We start from the raw sequence: 16,225 nt of genomic DNA on the forward strand, positions 1-16,225 counted from the left end.
AACGACCCAGGCTGCTTCTGCAACACGAAGCAAGAGTTACAAACTTTGCAATTACCTTGCCATTAACTCGTTTGCTGACCAGAACAATGCAACTTTGAGAAAAGCCTCATGAAAATGGTTGAATAAGCCTTCGGCTTCTACGACTCGGAAATCAGAATGCACTTTGTCGGTGCCTGATTTTTGGTGTGTTTGGTGCAACACCAGACTACTGCTCCATAGAAATGCGCAATTCGTGAGCAGGATCATAAGAAATGGCAGGCATCAGGTAAGTCCAAAAAGAGTAAAAATAATGATGAAAAATATTTTTGGGCCCCGGCACAGAGAATTTATGGTTTTTTGCGGTGTGCGCTGCAAAAGGGCTGAGAGCACTTATCCACTATTCCTGTGGATAACCATGTGCATTAGAGTTAGAAAACTTGTGGTAAGCGAGAGCCGGCGTGGGTTGCGCATGAATTGGCGCGAAACCAGACTTTCTTAAATAACTGCTTTAAATCAATCAGTTGAATAAAATCAATCGTTGCAATAAAAGTGCCACAGATGTTCCTTACGCTTTTATGACACTGCTTGACAAATGTTAAAAGGTAAAAAAAATCTGGGGATAACCATTTTGGTCAGCTGAAATATCTGTGAGTAGAGTATTTTACCGGCAAACCAGACGGTAAAGCGGGGAAGTATCTTAAACGCGCTAGTGAGGAACTGGTTTTTCATCCAGTATTATTTTCTGGCAAAATTTTCTGTGCCGAGTAAAATTATCCTCCGGCCCGCTCGTTTCTTCATCAGGTAGCCTCTTCATGAGTAAAGCGTTCAAATTAAATTCAGCATTTAAACCTTCTGGCGATCAGCCAGAGGCCATTCGTCGCCTTAAAGAAGGTCTGGAAGACGGGCTTGCCCATCAGACTTTATTGGGTGTGACGGGCTCTGGTAAAACCTTTACCGTGGCAAATGTGATTGCTGATTTACAACGCCCCACTATGGTGTTGGCTCCTAACAAAACGCTGGCCGCGCAGCTGTATGGTGAGATGAAAGAGTTCTTTCCGGATAACGCGGTAGAGTTCTTCGTCTCTTATTACGACTACTACCAGCCAGAAGCCTACGTCCCAAGTTCCGATACATTTATCGAGAAAGACTCTTCGGTTAACGAACATATTGAGCAGATGCGGTTATCGGCAACCAAAGCATTGCTTGAGAGGCGGGATGTGATTGTGGTGGCGTCTGTGTCGGCAATTTACGGCCTGGGCGACCCGGATTTATATCTGAAGATGATGCTTCACCTGACCAAAGGGATGATCATCGATCAGCGCTCTATAATACGTCGCCTGACTGAACTGCAATATACCCGCAACGACCAGGCATTCCAGCGTGGTACTTTCCGTGTGCGCGGTGAAGTGGTTGATATCTTCCCGGCTGAATCAGACGACCTGGCATTGCGCGTGGAACTATTCGATGAAGAAGTAGAACGGTTGTCGCTGTTTGACCCCCTGACCGGGCAGGTTGACCAGGCCATCCAGCGTTTCACAGTCTATCCAAAATCGCACTACGTCACACCGCGTGAACGTATTCTGCAAGCCATGGAAGAGATCAAAGTTGAGCTTGCAGATCGTAGAAAAGTGCTGCTGGCGAATAACAAATTGCTTGAGGAGCAACGCCTCTCGCAACGTACCCAGTTTGATTTAGAGATGATGAACGAGCTGGGATACTGTTCTGGTGTCGAAAACTATTCGCGGTTCCTTTCCGGGCGCGGTCCTGGCGAGCCACCTCCTACGCTTTTCGATTACCTGCCAGCAGATGGTTTGCTAATTGTTGACGAGTCCCACGTGACAATTCCGCAAATCGGCGGAATGTACAAAGGTGACCGTTCACGCAAAGAAACACTGGTGGAGTATGGCTTCCGTTTGCCATCAGCACTTGATAACCGCCCGCTGAGATTTGAAGAGTTTGAAGCTCTGGCACCGCAAACAATTTATGTTTCGGCAACACCAAGCCATTACGAGTTAGAAAAATCGGGCGGCGATGTTGTCGATCAGGTCGTCAGACCAACTGGCTTATTAGACCCGATTATCGAAGTTCGCCCGGTCGGTACTCAGGTTGACGATCTACTTTCTGAGATTCGCAAACGCGTTGAGGTTAACGAACGCGTGTTGGTCACCACGCTTACCAAGCGCATGGCCGAAGACTTAACCGAATATCTCGAAGAGCACGGCTCGCGGGTGCGTTACCTGCACTCAGATATCGATACCGTAGAGCGTATGGAAATCATCCGTGATTTGCGCCTTGGCGAGTTCGACGTGCTGGTGGGCATCAACTTGCTGCGTGAGGGGTTGGATATGCCTGAAGTGTCGCTGGTAGCGATTCTGGATGCCGATAAAGAGGGCTTCCTGCGTTCCGAGCGTTCGCTGATTCAGACCATTGGCCGTGCGGCACGTAATATCAACGGGAAAGCGATTCTGTACGGCGACAAAATCACAGCATCAATGGCTAAGGCTATCGGTGAAACTGAACGTCGCCGTGAAAAACAGCAGCGTTACAACGAAGAAAACGGTATTACGCCGCAAGGGCTGAACAAGAAAGTCGTCGATGTCCTTCAGCTTGGTGAAGGCATGGCGAAAACCAAAGGCCGGATGAAGAGTAAAGCTCGCAGCGTGATTGAAGATGATGAAATCATCCTGACGCCAAAAGCCTTGCAGCAGAAAATTCACCAGTTGGAAGGGAAGATGCTGGAGCATGCGCAAAACCTGGAATTTGAAGAGGCCGCGCAGATCCGTGACCAGCTCCATCAGTTGCGGCAGTTGTTTATTGCAACGTCGTAGTAAAAACGCCTTCGTGAAGAAGGCGTTGTTTTATCCGAGCTGCTGAATAGCTTTTTCCAACGCCTGGCGTAGCAGATGCCGGTCGTGGCGATAACGAATATCAACCGCTTCCAGCGGCTCTTGAATGACTAGACGATCGGTAATTTCAGATACGTCGGTCTGCGGGCCAACTACCACCGCATCAACAATACGTTTCCCGATGCGCTGCTCCATGATGTCCAGTGTCTGCCCAAGCGACAGGCTGGCGGCCGCGGTGCTTAGTTCTTTACCCAGATTGCCGATAAACACTACTGGTGCAGGAGTCCTGCGCAATGCTTGATCCATATCTTCCAGCAAAAGTATCGGCATTAAGCTTGTGTAAAAACTACCGGGGCCAATCAGAATAAGATCTGCTTCGGAGATAGCCTGAACAGCTTCGCGGGTAGCATGCGCTTTTGGGTATAGCGATAACTCCTGGGGAGGTGAAGAAAGCTGGTCAATATTCACTTCACCATAAATAAAATGGCCATCTGCGTCTGTTGCCATCAAATCCACAGGGTGTTCAGACATCGGGATTAGAAACGCATCCACTTTTAGCAGGTTACGAATTAAATTAATGGCTTCTAAAGGCCTTACGCTTAGGTGATCCAATGCCTTTAACATCAAGTTTCCGAGGTTATGCCCGGAAAGTTCACCATTACCACCAAAACGGTACTCAAACATAGCAGAAGCAACGCTTTGTTCAGTAATTAACTGATTTAAACAGTTGCGCATATCGCCCCAGGCAATGCCTCCCTCAGAGCGCCTGATACGACCTGTCGAGCCACCATTATCGGTTGTGGTAACAATGCCGGTTAAGCGTGAACCAAGAGAGGATAGGGATGACATAACCCTGCCCAGACCGTGCCCACCGCCAAGGGCGACCACCCGGTCTAAATCCGCAAACGTACGATTGCGCATAACTATTCCTTATGACGAACTATCGAAATAAGGTAGCGCAAAAGAGTGCGGAATACGATTCAGCCTCGGAGGATAATGATGTATATCAAAGCAAAAGTTCACTTTTCGCGTAGTCTGTGGCGAAATTGAACGATTAGCTCGCTATATATAGATTTATATAACGAAAGCTGCTATGGCGAATAATTTCCCCACGCGCTACTATCGTTCTAAACACACTAAGCCTCTGGACCTAAGTCGAAAGATACGGTGCTTTGGCCGTGACCTTGAGTCACCAGGGTGCAGAAAGAAATGACTGCATCTCCCGTATTTGGAAGGTGTACATGGCTACCCAACTTACCGATGCATTCGCTCGTAAGTTTTTTTACCTGCGTCTATCTATTACCGACGTTTGCAATTTTCGTTGCAACTATTGCCTGCCAGATGGCTACAAGCCTCATGGTGTGGCGAACAAAAGTTTCCTCAACGTCGATGAAATTCGCCGTGTAACCCGCGCTTTTGCCGCCCTGGGTACTGAAAAAGTACGCCTGACAGGTGGTGAACCCTCTTTGCGTAAAGACTTCACTGACATTATCGCCGCTGTGCGTGAAAACCCCGGTATTCGCCAGATTGCGATGACCACAAATGGTTATCGCCTTGCGCGTGATATTCAGCAGTGGCGTGATGCCGGACTGACTGCGGTGAATGTTAGCGTTGATAGCCTCGATGCCCGCCAGTTTCACGCCATTACCGGGCAGGATAAATTCCGCCAGGTGATGGATGGCATTGATGCCGCTTTTGCAGCAGGTTTTGAACGTGTAAAAGTGAACACCGTGCTAATGCGCGATGTAAATCATCACGAACTCGATACCTTCCTTGCGTGGATCAAATCCCGTCCAATCCAGCTACGCTTTATCGAGCTGATGGAAACCGGCGACGGCGGTGATCTGTTTCGCAAACACCACATTTCGGGCAAAACCATTCGCGACCAGCTTCTGGCTCGCGGCTGGGTTCACCAGCTTCGCAGCCGCAACGATGGACCGGCGCAGGTCTTTTGCCATCCGGATTATCAGGGCGAAATTGGCCTGATCATGCCGTATGAAAAAGATTTCTGTGCCAGCTGCAACCGTCTGCGTGTGTCATCGGTCGGCAATTTGCATCTGTGTTTGTTTGGCGAACAGGGCATTTCCCTGCGCGACCTATTAGCGGATGACGGGCAAATCGACGAGCTTGAGGCGCGCATCGCTGAAGCTTTAACGCACAAGAAACAGACCCATTTCCTGCATGACGGTGATACCGGCATCACTCAAAACCTGTCTTATATCGGCGGCTAAAACCCGCTGTAGCCCAATAATTTTGGGTATAAAAAGGAAGATAACAATGAGCCAGATAAGTAGCGAATTTGTCCCGGTAAATATTGCCATTCTGACCGTCTCAAGCCGCCGTGGCGAAGAAGACGACACCTCCGGCCATTATCTGCGTGAAGCGGCAACTGACGCGGGCCACCACATTGTTGCCAAAGCGATTGTGAAAGAAAACCGTTACGCGATTCGCGCTCAGGTTTCCCAGTGGATTGCTGATGATGAAGTTCAGGTGGTGTTGATTAACGGTGGCACTGGTTTTACCGATGGTGACCAGGCTCCAGAAGCATTACTGCCGCTGTTTGACCGCGAAATCGAAGGTTTTGGTGAAGTGTTCCGCATGCTCTCTTTTGAAGAAATCGGCACCTCAACGCTGCAATCGCGCGCGCTGGCAGGCATCGCGAACCGTACGCTGATTTTTGCTATGCCAGGTTCAACCAAAGCATGTCATACCGCGTGGGAAAATATCATTCAGCCACAGCTGGATGCCCGCGTGCGCCCTTGTAATTTCCACCCACATCTCAAGAAATAAACTATGTCGCAACTGACTCATATTAATGCGCAAGGCGAAGCGCACATGGTTGATGTTTCCGCCAAAACTGAAACGGTGCGCGAAGCACGTGCTGAAGCGTTTATCACTATGGAAGCTGCAACGCTCTCCATGATTATTGAAGGTAGTCACCACAAAGGTGATGTATTTGCCACGGCGCGTATTGCCGGGATTCAGGCTGCGAAGCGCACCTGGGATTTAATCCCCCTTTGCCACCCGCTGATGCTCAGCAAAGTCGAAGTGAATTTAGCCGCTGAACCAGAACATAACCGCGTGCGCATTGAATCTGTATGCCGTTTGACGGGTAAAACCGGCGTGGAAATGGAAGCGCTGACTGCCGCATCGGTCGCTGCGTTAACCATCTACGATATGTGCAAAGCCGTGCAAAAAGATATGGTGATTGGCCCGGTGCGTTTGCTGGCAAAAAGTGGCGGCAAGTCTGGCGACTTTAAGGTTGAGAGCAATGATTAAGGTCCTGTTTTTTGCCCAGGTGCGTGAATTGGTCGATTGTGACCAACTGCAGCTAGACGCCACTTTTGGCGATGTTGAACAGCTGCGTGAGAGCCTTGCAGCCAAAAGCGAACGCTGGGCGCTGGCGCTGGAGTCGGGGAAATTACTCGCCGCCGTGAACCAGACGCTGGTGAGTTTCGACCATCCACTTACCGACGGTGATGAAGTCGCTTTCTTCCCGCCGGTTACTGGAGGCTGAAATGGAAAACACCCGAATCCGCGTAAGCCATGAAAACTTCAACGTTGGCGACGAGTACCAATGGCTTGCTCAGTGCGATGAAGATGGTGCGGTAGTGACCTTCACCGGCAAAGTGCGCAATCATAATCTTGGCGATAGCGTGAGTGCGTTAACTCTCGAACACTATCCGGGTATGACGGAAAAAGCGCTGGCTGAAATTATCGAAGAAGCGCGCCTTCGCTGGCCGCTGCAACGCGTAAGCGTGATTCACCGCATCGGGGAATTATGGCCTGGCGACGAAATTGTTTTTGTTGGTGTGACCGGAGCTCATCGCAGCTCAACGTTTGAATCTGCACAATTCATTATGGATTATCTGAAGACGCGAGCGCCGTTCTGGAAGCGTGAAGCCACAGTTGACGGCGATCGTTGGGTCGAAGCGCGTGAGACTGACAAGCAAGCGGCAAAACGCTGGTAACAGGCACCTTCGCGCAGTTGTGTTAATCTTAAGGCACAGGCTTTAAAGCCTGAAATTCGGTCAACGTAATTCACTTAAGGAAGCATCATGGATCGATTCCCACGCTCCAATGACACCATCGTGCAGCAGGCCCGTACCGGCTTGCAGGCATATATGGCACAAGTTTATGGCTGGATGACCTGCGGCCTGTTACTGACGGCATTTGTCGCCTGGTATGCGGCGAATACCCCAGCAGTAATGGAATTCGTCTTTTCCAGTAAAATCACTTTCTTCGGGCTTATCATCGTGCAGTTGGGTTTAGTGTTTGTGCTCTCGGGCATGGTGCATAAGCTCAGCGCAGGTATGGCAACCAGCTTGTTCATGCTCTATTCGGCATTAACGGGCCTGACGCTTTCCAGCATTTTTATCGTCTATACCTACTCGTCCATTGCCAGCACCTTCGTCGTCGCAGGCGGGATGTTCGGGGCCATGAGCCTGTACGGTTACACCACCAAGCGTGATCTCAGCGGTTTTGGCAATATGCTGTTTATGGCGCTGATCGGTATTGTGTTGGCTTCACTGGTGAACATGTGGCTGAAAAGCACGGCGCTGATGTGGGCTGTAACCTATATCGGCGTGATTGTCTTTGTTGGTCTGACGGCTTATGACACCCAGAAGCTGAAAAATATCGGTGAACAAATTGATACCCGTGATACGCAAACTATGCGCAAATATTCAATTCTTGGCGCATTGACCCTGTATCTCGACTTCATCAACTTGTTCTTGATGTTGTTGCGTATTTTCGGCAACCGCCGTTAATTTCGATGATTATGTAGGGTGGATGCGCGTAAGCGACATCCACCCTAATTCTTACGAACTCTCCTGAATATTCTTCTCGTTCTTCACTCGCATCTTCTTCGCCCGACTCTCAAGCCCTAAATAGCAAACAATCGCCAGCAGCAGTGGTGCGATAAAATAGAGCATTCGATAGGCGAGCAGGGCGGCAATAATAGTGCCGTTGCTAACATGCTCCCCTGCCAGTAGCGCGATAAACACCGCCTCTAGCACGCCGATCCCGGCAGGAATATGCACAATTACCCCGGCAATACTGCTGACCAAAAGCACGCCTAACACGAAGAAGTAATTCACATCCTGACCAAGCAATAGCCAGATAATCGCGCCCATAACCATCCAGTTGGCACCTGAAATTGCCAGTTGCAACAGAGCAAACTTAAATGATGGCAGCACCAGGCGCTGGCCTTTTATCGTCATATGGCGATGTTTAGCAAAGGCGCAGAACCACAAATACACCGCGATGATCGCCAGTAGAACGGCACCTAAAATCCGTAATGTCGTCTCATCGATGTACCAGTGCTCCGGTAGTTGCACCACGCCGACCGTAAAAATCATGCCGGCCAGCAGAATATAACCGAGCCAGTTAGTCGAAATACTTAACGAAAAAATGCGCGTAATAGTGGCACTGGGCAGACCAAGCCGTGAATAGAGCCGGTAGCGCATGCCAATGCCGCCAACCCAGGTGCTCAACGTTAAGTTAAAGGCATAACAGATAAAAGATACCAACATCACCTGGCGCTTTGCCAGTTTATGCCCGCAATACGACCGCGCCAGTAAATCGTAACAGCCGTAAATCAGGTAGCTCAAAATGACCAGACCGACTGCGCTAAACAGTGCCAGGCGGTTGTAGTTGCGGATAACCTTCCAGACTTCCTCCCAGTCAACCTTCGTTGCATACACCGTCAGTAGCACGATAACGGCGATGAAAAATAGCCAAGTGAGTATCTTCTTCGCTTTGCGCCATTTGGGATGCGAGTGCGACATCAGTATTTCACCCCCGGATTATCTGTCTCAACCCGATCCTGCGTTTCCATATGTGGTTGCGCTGGTGGCATCACTTGCGCAAGTTTTGGCGTATGTGCGGGTAACCAACCGACCATCGCCGGGAAGTGGCGCAAGAAGTGGAATGCCAGCACGCTCTTACCCAAATTCCACCAGGTGCGTTTTGGCAGCATCGACTCAACAACCGGGTGGCAATCTTTGGCAATCAACCCGGTTAGATTGGCACGCAGCGTGTCATTGAATGTGCGGTCGTGAATAATCAAATTCGCTTCAAGATTTAGCGACAAACTCAGCGGGTCAAGGTTGCTGGAGCCGACCGTTGCCCAATGGTCATCCATGATGGCGACTTTGCCGTGCAGGGGGCGGCGGTGATATTCAAAGATTTTCACACCGGAACGCACTAAGTAGTTGTACAGCAGGCGTGCGCCGACTTTGACAATCGGCATGTCAGGCTCGCCCTGCACAATCAATTTCACCGAAACGCCACGACGAGATGCAGTTCGCATTGCGTGAAGCAGCCTGTAGCCTGGGAAGAAATAGGCGTTGGCAATAATCACTTCACGCTTCGCTTTACTGAGCATTTTCAGGTAATAACGCTCGATATCATCGCGATGCTGGTTGTTATCACGCCAGACAAACAACGCTTGTGCTTCACCGGGCGTCAGGTTTTCTTGTGCCGGATTACGGCGGCGTCGCCACCAGTGGCGTTTATTGTCGTGGCCGGGCAGGTTAGAAATCACGTACTGGTGAATATCATCCACCACCGGTCCTTCAACTTTGACCGAGTAATCTTGCTTCGCCTCCGGGCCGTAATCACTCATCTGTTCCGCGGAATAATTAATACCGCCGACAAATGCAATGATGCCATCCACGACCACGATTTTGCGGTGCATACGACGGAACAAATTAGTACGCATGCCAAACACCAACGGGCGCGGATCGTAATAGCGGAACATCACTCCGGCGGTAGTCAGTTGGCTGACAAAATCATCGCTTAAATCTGGCGAACCATAGCCATCAAGCAAGACTTCGACACTCACGCCACGACGGGCAGCAGTAAGCAAAACTTCATGTAATTGCTTTCCAACATCATCTTCAAACCAGATGAATGTCTCGAGGATCACTTTGCTGCGTGCATTTTCGATGGCTTTAAATACCGCCGGGAAAAACTGGTCACCGTTTTCGAGTAATGTAATTCGGTTCCCGTCACGCCAGTTATTTTTCATATATGAATCTCCACGGCTAATGGCGCATGGTCGGAGAGATGCCGCCACTGTCGCAATGGCAGCGCCGTTGGTTCACTCGCGGACGCATTTTTCACATAAATTCTATCGAGGCGAAGTAGCGGAAAGCGGGCAGGGAAGGTGCGTGCCGGGCGGCCAGATGCGCGGGTAAATACCTCATCCAATCCGGTTTGCTTTAATTGCCGGTTAGCGCGTTGCTGCCAGTCGTTAAAATCGCCAGCCACTATTACTGGCTCGCCTTCTGGCAGTTCATTCACCAGTTGGCAGAGCATATTGAGTTGCGCCTGGCGGTGAGCGTCATGCAAACCGAGATGCACACAAATAACATGCGCACGAATATTGGCACCCGGTAGGTTTATCTGGCAGTGCAGCATGCCGCGCTTTTCGTGGCCTTCTACAGAAATATCGCGATTTTCATACTGGCTGATAGGGAAGCGAGATAATACGGCATTGCCGTGATGGCCTTCGGGATAGACCGCGTTGCGACCATAGGCAAAATCGCTCCACATCGTATCGGCGAGATATTCGTAGTGGCTGGTATCCGGCCAGTTATCAACATGCAGTGAGTGTGCTTCGTGAGCCCCCATCACCTCCTGCAAACAGACAATGTCAGCAGAAACTGCACGTACTGCATCACGCAACTCCGGCAAAATGAAACGCCGGTTGAGTGCGGTGAAGCCTTTGTGTGTATTAATTGTGAGCACTTTAAAGGATAGGTGCTGAGACTTATTACTCATGCTTCTCCCGGCATTGTTAACATCCTGATGAAAATAAAGTGTAGTCTCTGTCACAAATAGGTGCCGGGTTACGGAATTTTCCGCATACTGCGGTACTCTGAATGACAGGAAATAGCGGCCAGGAGAGAAATAATGAAATGGCAACAACGTGTACAAGTGACAACAGGCCTAAGCTGCTGGCAGATAATGCTGCATCTTTCTGTGCTTTGTTTACTGCTCGTTGGCTGGAAAACTGCCTCCCTCATACCGGTCGGGATTGGCTTATGTTTGCTGTATGCAGCAACAGTAATTTTAATGTTCGCCCTCCAGCGTGTACGCTCTGGGCGGTTACGTGACATTGGTGATTTTCTTGAAGAGCTGACTACCACCTGGTATTTCGGCAATGCGATGATCGTGCTGTGGCTATTATCACGCGTGGTCGAAAACAAATTTCTGCTGGCAGGCGCAGGCCTGGCAATGATTGCCGGGCCGATTATTTATTCACTGCTGGTTAAAGATAAGGCATCAGGCGATTTTGCGCCGAAACATCCAGTACGCCGCTGAACCCGTTGTGGCCGCTATAACCAATAGTGGCCACACACTTCCCCACACAATGTCAAAACTCGCGTTCTTCAAATAAATCTGCTTAGTGATATCGGTGAAATGCCGTATCGGATTTACCCATGTCAGATTCTGCAACCACACTGGCATATTCTCGACAGGCGACACATAGCCTGACAACAAAATCGCCGGCATCATAAAGACAAATACCCCGATAAATGCCTGCTGTTGTGTTGAGCACAGGGACGAGATAAGCAAACCAAACCCCACCAACGACAAGCCATAAATCAGCATCGTGAAGTAAAACAGCAGCAGCGAGCCGGAAAACGGAATGTGATAACCCCATATCCCAACCCCTAGCACGATGGTTGCCTGGCCAATCGCCACAATTTGCGCAGGCACCGCTTTGCCGACAAATATTTGCCAGGTCGCCAGTGGAGAAACCAGCAGTTGGTCAAGCGTGCCTTGTTCACGTTCGCGAGCCACGGAAAGCGAGGTAACAATCATCACGCCGATGGTAGTGATCATCGCAATCAGCGACGGCACCACGAACCATTTGTAATCCAGATTAGGGTTGTACCAATTGCGAACCACCAATTCGCTGTTATTCGGTTTTGGCTGCCCGGAGACCAGTTCCTGTTGGTAATTCTTGACGATCTGTTGCAGGTAATTTGCCGCAATCTGCGCGCTATTGGAGTTACGCCCATCGAGAATAATTTGTAGTTTTGCCGGTTGCTGGCTGGCGATATCGCGTGAAAACTCTGCCGGGAAACGAATCAGCAGCAGCGCTTTTTGGTTGTCGATTGTCGGCTGGATCTCCTGCGGGCTTTTAAGCAGCAATACATGGCTAAATGCTTTAGCACGGGCAAAGCGTTGGGTGAGTTCAACCGAATGGCTGCCGTTATCTTCGTTATAAATCGCGATAGTAGCGTTAGTGACTTCAAGCGTTGCGGCAAACGGGAACAGTACGACCTGCAATACCACAGGCAAAATCAAGATCGCCCGCGTTTGCGGTTCGCGTAGCAGGGATTGCAGTTCTTTGCGAATCAGTGTCCAGAGTCGATATAGCATCACTTTCCCCATTAACAGGCTATTTTATTTGCCATTTTGGGTTTGATCAGTGCTCGGAATCCTCACGTACTTCATGTACGCTCCGGTTCCTCCGCGCTGTCCGCGCCCAAACTGGCTGCAACAATTACGCCTTTAGTCAGTTGTACCTAATCAAGGCGGCGCTTGGTTTTAAGTGCCGTCAGGCCGATAAACATCACCGCCGAGGCAATTAAAAACAACACGTTGATGACTAACACGGTCGTAATATTTCCCGCCAGAAAGAGGCTTTGCAGCGTACTGACGAAATAGCGCGCCGGAATGATATAAGTCACCGCGCGGATAATCGCCGGCATACTGTCAATCTGGAAGATAAAGCCAGACAGCATAATCGACGGTAGAAACGCGGCGTTTAATGCGACCTGCGCTGCATTAAACTGGTTGCGAGTAATCGTGGAAATCAGCAGCCCCATGCCAAGCGTGCTCAGTAAAAATAGGCTGGTGATAAAGAACAGAATCAGCAGCGAACCGCGAAAAGGCACGCCAAGAATAAACACCGATACCAACATACACAGCAGCATCGCCAGCATACCCAGCACGTAATAAGGCAGCAGTTTGCACAGCAGCAACTCGGTGCGCGTCACTTGGGTTGAGAGTAGCGCTTCCATAGTGCCGCGCTCCCATTCGCGCGCTACCACCAGCGAGGTCAGGATCGCACCGATCACCGTCATGATGATTGTAATGGCTCCAGGAATAATAAAATGCTGACTGATAGCCGCCGGGTTAAACCAATAACGTAGTTGCACGTCAATTAACGGCTCAAACTTTTCACCGCGATCTTCCGCCCGCTGTTGCTGCCAAATTTGCCAAATCCCCTCCATGTATCCCTGCACGAAGTTGGCAGTATTGGGCTCGCTTCCGTCGGTAATCACTTGCACAGGTGCCGTAGCCCCAGCTCGTGCCATGTTCTGCGCAAAATCAGTAGGGATAACCACCAGACCGCGAATTTTCCCTGCCTGCATCAGTTGAATAAGATGCTGGCGGTTGTCGCTAATGGTTGGGTCGATATAGGGTGAGGCCGTAATGGTATGGGCGAAATCCAGCGCTTCTTCGCTTTGCTGCTCCAGCAGCACACCAACGCGCAGACGGCTGGAGTCGAGGTTGATGCCATAGCCAAAAATAAACAGCAACAACAGTGGGATAACCACTGCAATCAGCCAACTGCTTGGGTCACGCACGATTTGGCGTGTTTCTTTCACGCACAGAGCGCGTACGCGCCGCCAGGAAACGGCTTGATTATGCTCGCTCATTTTCGTGCTCCTTATCCCATTGATGGATAAGCGTAATAAATGCCTGCTCCATAGTTGGGTCAGTTTGCTCGTCGTCGGCGGCTTGTTCTTTCAGGTCATCCGGTGTGCCGCTGGCTATTAACTTACCGCGATACACCAGCCCGATGCGGTCACAGTATTCGGCTTCATCCATAAAGTGCGTGGTCACCATAACGGTCACGCCTTTTTCCACCATGCTATTGATATGCAGCCAGAACTCACGGCGGGTGATTGGGTCAACGCCCGATGTTGGTTCATCAAGGAACAAAATATCTGGCTCGTGCATCAGCGAACAGGCCAACGCCAGACGCTGCTTAAAGCCGAGGGGTAGCGCATCTGTTGAGCTGTTCATGATGGGTTTTAGACTGAAAGCTTCACTCATACGGTTAATTTTTTCCTCCTGAGCTTTGCCGCGCAGGCCATACACGCCGGAGAAAAATCGCAGGTTTTGTTCCACGGTAAGGTTGCCGTATAACGAAAATTTCTGTGCCATATAGCCAAGATGCTGGCGTGCTTTTCCTGAGCTAGTTTTTAAGTCCATATCCAGCACCAGAGCTTTGCCTGAAGTTGGCACCAGCAGGCCACACATCATTTTAAAAGTGGTGGATTTTCCAGCACCGTTTGGCCCTAACAGGCCAAAAATTTCCCCGCGCTGGACGGTGAAATCAACGTTATCCGTGGCAGCAAAATCACCGAATTTTTTGGTGAGTGATTCGGCTTTGATAACGGTTTCCCCAGCCTTTCCTTCCACAGTATGCAGAATTTTCCCTAGCGGAGATTCCTGGGTTGCCGCGCCGCCTAGCAGGTCGATAAACGCATCTTCAAAGCGTGGCTCGGTTTGTGAAATATTTTCTGGCGGCACATTCAGCGCCTGGGTGAGTTCTTCAACGGAGGCGTCTTTGGCGAGTATCAGACGCACCGACCGCCCCTGAATCACGCCATCGCTGACCTGCGGCAATTTCAGCGCACGTTGCAGCAACTTACGGTTGTTCTCATCACTATGAGTTACCAGCAGCGAGCGTCCAGCCATTTGCTGCGTCAGTTCTTTAGGGGCTCCGTGATACAACAGCTCGCCTTCGTTCATCAGTAGCACGTCGCGGCACTGTTCGGCTTCGTCGAGGTACGAGGTACTCCAAAGAATCAGCATGCCGTCGCCTGCCAGTTCATGCACCATTTGCCACAATTCACGGCGCGAAATCGGGTCGACGCCAACGCCGGGTTCATCAAGCAGTAGCACTTTTGGCTGGCCGACAAGTGTGCAGGCGAGGCCGAGTTTTTGCTTCATCCCGCCGGAGAGCTTCCCGGCAAGCCGCGTGGTAAAAGGGCCAAGGGCTGTAAATTCCAGCAGCCGCTTAAAGGTTTTTTCGCGTTCCTCCCCCGTTACGCCACGCAAGTCGGCGTACAGCGTCAGGTTTTCCATCACGGTTAAATCTTCATACAGGCCAAATTTTTGCGGCATGTATCCCAGAACCGCATGTAACGCGCGGTCATCTTCTATGGGATCGAGGCCGATTACGCTGGCATTCCCTTCGCTTGGTTTTAACAGCCCCGCCAGCATGCGCATCAGCGTGGTTTTCCCCGCGCCATCCGGGCCGACCAGACCTGTCACTGAACCGGTATGAATCTCGCACTCAAGGCGTGCCACAGCTGGTTTTTCCTGACCGGGGAACTGCTTCATTAGCCCTTGCAGGCGAATGATACCTTCCTGGCTACTCATGCGCTTTCTCGTCATTGAATTTCACGGTGACCGGCATTCCCTGGCGCAGCGCGTCGTCGGCATCGGTGACAATAATTCGCAGGCGATAAACCAGGTCGGTGCGTAAATCAGGTGTTTCGACAGTTTTCGGAGTGAATTCAGCAGTTGGCGAGACAAAGCCAATCTTGCCGTGGTACGGCTTATCCGGGCGACCATCGGTGTAAACCAGCAGTTCTGTGCCTGGTTTTGCCTGATTCAGACTCACCTCGTTGACGTAAGCCCGCACCCAAACCGGGCGGGTGAGGGAGAGGGTTAACACGGTGCTTCCGGCGTTCAACATGGTGCCAGGTTCAACCGCGCGGGTCAGCAGCGTGCCGTCAGATGGCGCGATGAGTGTGGTGTCTTGTAAATCCAGTTGCGCCTGGGCGAGCTGCGCTTTCGCCTGTTGCAAGCTGGCTTGTGCCTGGGCAATTTCCTGTGGGCGGTTACCGGTGCGGTACTGGCTTAACTTATCGCGCGCGGCTTTCAGCGTCGCTTTCGCCTGGTCGCTTGATGAACGGGCATTTTCAAGTTCGTTGGCAGAAATAACCCGGCGCGCCCACAAACCTTGCTGGCGCTGATAAAAGTTTTGCGCGTAATCAAAAGCGGCCTGTGCCTGGTTTACCTGCGCTGCGGCCTGAGCTATTTCTTCGTCACGGTAACCGGCGATGATCAAATCAAATTTTGCCTGGGATGCTGCGACATTCGCCTGCGCTTGCAGCAATGAGTTTTGATACGGCCCTTGATCCAACTCGCCCAGCGTTTCCCCGGCTTTGATTGCATCACCTTCGTCAACCTGTAACGCCGCAAGACGCCCGCCAACGCGGAAGCTCAAATTAACGGTGCGAATATCCACGTTTCCATACAGTGTCAGGCCTTGGTCTTGCTGGCTTTTGTACCAGTACCAACCGCCAAGTCCCGCCGCGATAAGCGCCACCAGCGCCACAATAATTATTGGCATT

16 protein-coding genes and 1 riboswitch are annotated in these 16,225 nt (G+C 50.8%); of the genes, 8 read left to right on the forward strand and 8 right to left on the reverse strand.

What is annotated here, in order from left to right:
* Positions 1 to 791 precede the first annotated feature (791 nt).
* Positions 792 to 2,807, forward strand: coding sequence for an excinuclease ABC subunit UvrB (uvrB, locus tag M977_RS17110; RefSeq protein WP_064517207.1), 2,016 nt, complete (start codon positions 792 to 794; stop codon positions 2,805 to 2,807).
* A gap of 30 nt (positions 2,808 to 2,837) precedes the next feature.
* On the opposite strand, the gene yvcK is transcribed toward uvrB, so the two are convergent.
* On the reverse strand, positions 2,838 to 3,746 hold the full coding sequence (yvcK, locus tag M977_RS17115; protein ID WP_064517210.1) for a uridine diphosphate-N-acetylglucosamine-binding protein YvcK: 909 nt from the start codon (positions 3,744 to 3,746) through the stop codon (positions 2,838 to 2,840).
* Between the two features lie 201 nt (positions 3,747 to 3,947).
* Positions 3,948 to 4,079, forward strand: a riboswitch (molybdenum cofactor riboswitch).
* On the opposite strand from yvcK, the gene moaA reads away from it, so the two are divergent.
* The 6 genes from moaA to M977_RS17145 all read left to right on the forward strand — a co-directional run bounded on the left by moaA (position 4,067) and on the right by M977_RS17145 (position 7,594).
* Complete coding sequence (moaA, locus tag M977_RS17120; RefSeq protein ID WP_064517213.1) at positions 4,067 to 5,056, forward strand: GTP 3',8-cyclase MoaA; 990 nt, start codon at positions 4,067 to 4,069, stop codon at positions 5,054 to 5,056. Its footprint overlaps the riboswitch before it by 13 nt.
* A 46-nt stretch (positions 5,057 to 5,102) precedes the next feature.
* Positions 5,103 to 5,615 carry a molybdenum cofactor biosynthesis protein B gene (moaB, locus tag M977_RS17125; RefSeq protein ID WP_064517216.1) on the forward strand — a complete coding sequence of 171 codons (513 nt, stop codon included), beginning with the start codon at positions 5,103 to 5,105 and terminating at the stop codon, positions 5,613 to 5,615.
* 3 nt (positions 5,616 to 5,618) lie between these two features.
* The gene (moaC, locus tag M977_RS17130) at positions 5,619 to 6,104 is read left to right on the forward strand and encodes a cyclic pyranopterin monophosphate synthase MoaC (RefSeq protein WP_064517219.1); all 486 of its coding nucleotides are present in this window, start codon (positions 5,619 to 5,621) and stop codon (positions 6,102 to 6,104) included.
* The gene (gene moaD / locus M977_RS17135; RefSeq protein WP_064517222.1) at positions 6,097 to 6,342 is read left to right on the forward strand and encodes a molybdopterin synthase sulfur carrier subunit; all 246 of its coding nucleotides are present in this window, start codon (positions 6,097 to 6,099) and stop codon (positions 6,340 to 6,342) included. The genes moaC and moaD overlap by 8 nt, the downstream gene beginning before the upstream one ends.
* 1 nt (position 6,343) lies before the next feature.
* Positions 6,344 to 6,796 carry a molybdopterin synthase catalytic subunit MoaE gene (gene moaE, locus M977_RS17140; protein WP_064517225.1) on the forward strand — a complete coding sequence of 151 codons (453 nt, stop codon included), beginning with the start codon at positions 6,344 to 6,346 and terminating at the stop codon, positions 6,794 to 6,796.
* Positions 6,797 to 6,883: 87 nt separating this feature from the next.
* Complete coding sequence (locus M977_RS17145; protein ID WP_034456535.1) at positions 6,884 to 7,594, forward strand: Bax inhibitor-1/YccA family protein; 711 nt, start codon at positions 6,884 to 6,886, stop codon at positions 7,592 to 7,594.
* 51 nt (positions 7,595 to 7,645) lie between these two features.
* On the opposite strand, the gene M977_RS17150 is transcribed toward M977_RS17145, so the two are convergent.
* Genes M977_RS17150 through M977_RS17160 form a run of 3 tightly spaced genes read right to left on the reverse strand, consistent with a single transcriptional unit; the run spans position 7,646 to position 10,613 of the window.
* On the reverse strand, positions 7,646 to 8,614 hold the full coding sequence (locus M977_RS17150; protein ID WP_064517228.1) for a lysylphosphatidylglycerol synthase domain-containing protein: 969 nt from the start codon (positions 8,612 to 8,614) through the stop codon (positions 7,646 to 7,648).
* Positions 8,614 to 9,858 (reverse strand): cardiolipin synthase ClsB, encoded by a 1,245-nt coding sequence (gene clsB / locus M977_RS17155; RefSeq protein WP_064517231.1) that lies wholly within the window; start codon positions 9,856 to 9,858, stop codon positions 8,614 to 8,616. Before clsB ends, M977_RS17150 begins: the two co-directional genes overlap by 1 nt.
* Entirely contained in the window at positions 9,855 to 10,613 is a 759-nt protein-coding gene (locus M977_RS17160; protein ID WP_064517234.1) for an endonuclease/exonuclease/phosphatase family protein, read from the reverse strand. Before M977_RS17160 ends, clsB begins: the two co-directional genes overlap by 4 nt.
* Before the next feature lie 132 nt (positions 10,614 to 10,745).
* Between M977_RS17160 and M977_RS17165 the strand changes: the two genes are divergently transcribed.
* Positions 10,746 to 11,156 carry a YbhQ family protein gene (locus tag M977_RS17165; protein WP_064517237.1) on the forward strand — a complete coding sequence of 137 codons (411 nt, stop codon included), beginning with the start codon at positions 10,746 to 10,748 and terminating at the stop codon, positions 11,154 to 11,156.
* Here M977_RS17165 and M977_RS17170 read toward each other — a convergent pair.
* From M977_RS17170 to hlyD, 4 genes are all read right to left on the reverse strand, one after another.
* On the reverse strand, positions 11,118 to 12,224 hold the full coding sequence (locus tag M977_RS17170) for an ABC transporter permease (RefSeq protein ID WP_064517240.1): 1,107 nt from the start codon (positions 12,222 to 12,224) through the stop codon (positions 11,118 to 11,120). The two genes, M977_RS17165 and M977_RS17170, sit on opposite strands and share 39 nt — an antisense overlap.
* A 146-nt stretch (positions 12,225 to 12,370) precedes the next feature.
* The gene (locus M977_RS17175; protein WP_064517243.1) at positions 12,371 to 13,510 is read right to left on the reverse strand and encodes an ABC transporter permease; all 1,140 of its coding nucleotides are present in this window, start codon (positions 13,508 to 13,510) and stop codon (positions 12,371 to 12,373) included.
* Entirely contained in the window at positions 13,497 to 15,245 is a 1,749-nt protein-coding gene (locus tag M977_RS17180; RefSeq protein WP_064517246.1) for an ATP-binding cassette domain-containing protein, read from the reverse strand. Before M977_RS17180 ends, M977_RS17175 begins: the two co-directional genes overlap by 14 nt.
* A complete protein-coding gene (gene hlyD, locus M977_RS17185; protein WP_413498117.1) occupies positions 15,238 to 16,224 on the reverse strand; it encodes a secretion protein HlyD in 987 nt (328 codons plus the stop codon). Before hlyD ends, M977_RS17180 begins: the two co-directional genes overlap by 8 nt.
* Between the last annotated feature and the right edge of the window lies 1 nt (position 16,225).

Origin of the sequence: Buttiauxella gaviniae ATCC 51604 (assembly GCF_001654835.1) — a bacterium.
Classification (GTDB): Bacteria; Pseudomonadota; Gammaproteobacteria; order Enterobacterales; family Enterobacteriaceae; genus Buttiauxella; species Buttiauxella gaviniae.

Coding starts and splice junctions, on each gene's coding strand:
- moaE (WP_064517225.1), top strand. CDS start 6,344: ATGGAAAACACCCGAATCCGCGTAAGCCATGAAAACTTCAACGTTGGC.
- M977_RS17180 (WP_064517246.1), bottom strand. CDS start 15,245: ATGAGTAGCCAGGAAGGTATCATTCGCCTGCAAGGGCTAATGAAGCAG.
- uvrB (WP_064517207.1), top strand. CDS start 792: ATGAGTAAAGCGTTCAAATTAAATTCAGCATTTAAACCTTCTGGCGAT.
- moaC (WP_064517219.1), top strand. CDS start 5,619: ATGTCGCAACTGACTCATATTAATGCGCAAGGCGAAGCGCACATGGTT.
- moaA (WP_064517213.1), top strand. CDS start 4,067: ATGGCTACCCAACTTACCGATGCATTCGCTCGTAAGTTTTTTTACCTG.
- M977_RS17145 (WP_034456535.1), top strand. CDS start 6,884: ATGGATCGATTCCCACGCTCCAATGACACCATCGTGCAGCAGGCCCGT.
- yvcK (WP_064517210.1), bottom strand. CDS start 3,746: ATGCGCAATCGTACGTTTGCGGATTTAGACCGGGTGGTCGCCCTTGGC.
- M977_RS17165 (WP_064517237.1), top strand. CDS start 10,746: ATGAAATGGCAACAACGTGTACAAGTGACAACAGGCCTAAGCTGCTGG.
- M977_RS17150 (WP_064517228.1), bottom strand. CDS start 8,614: ATGTCGCACTCGCATCCCAAATGGCGCAAAGCGAAGAAGATACTCACT.
- M977_RS17175 (WP_064517243.1), bottom strand. CDS start 13,510: ATGAGCGAGCATAATCAAGCCGTTTCCTGGCGGCGCGTACGCGCTCTG.
- M977_RS17170 (WP_064517240.1), bottom strand. CDS start 12,224: ATGCTATATCGACTCTGGACACTGATTCGCAAAGAACTGCAATCCCTG.
- moaD (WP_064517222.1), top strand. CDS start 6,097: ATGATTAAGGTCCTGTTTTTTGCCCAGGTGCGTGAATTGGTCGATTGT.
- hlyD (WP_413498117.1), bottom strand. CDS start 16,224: ATGCCAATAATTATTGTGGCGCTGGTGGCGCTTATCGCGGCGGGACTT.
- clsB (WP_064517231.1), bottom strand. CDS start 9,858: ATGAAAAATAACTGGCGTGACGGGAACCGAATTACATTACTCGAAAAC.
- M977_RS17160 (WP_064517234.1), bottom strand. CDS start 10,613: ATGAGTAATAAGTCTCAGCACCTATCCTTTAAAGTGCTCACAATTAAT.
- moaB (WP_064517216.1), top strand. CDS start 5,103: ATGAGCCAGATAAGTAGCGAATTTGTCCCGGTAAATATTGCCATTCTG.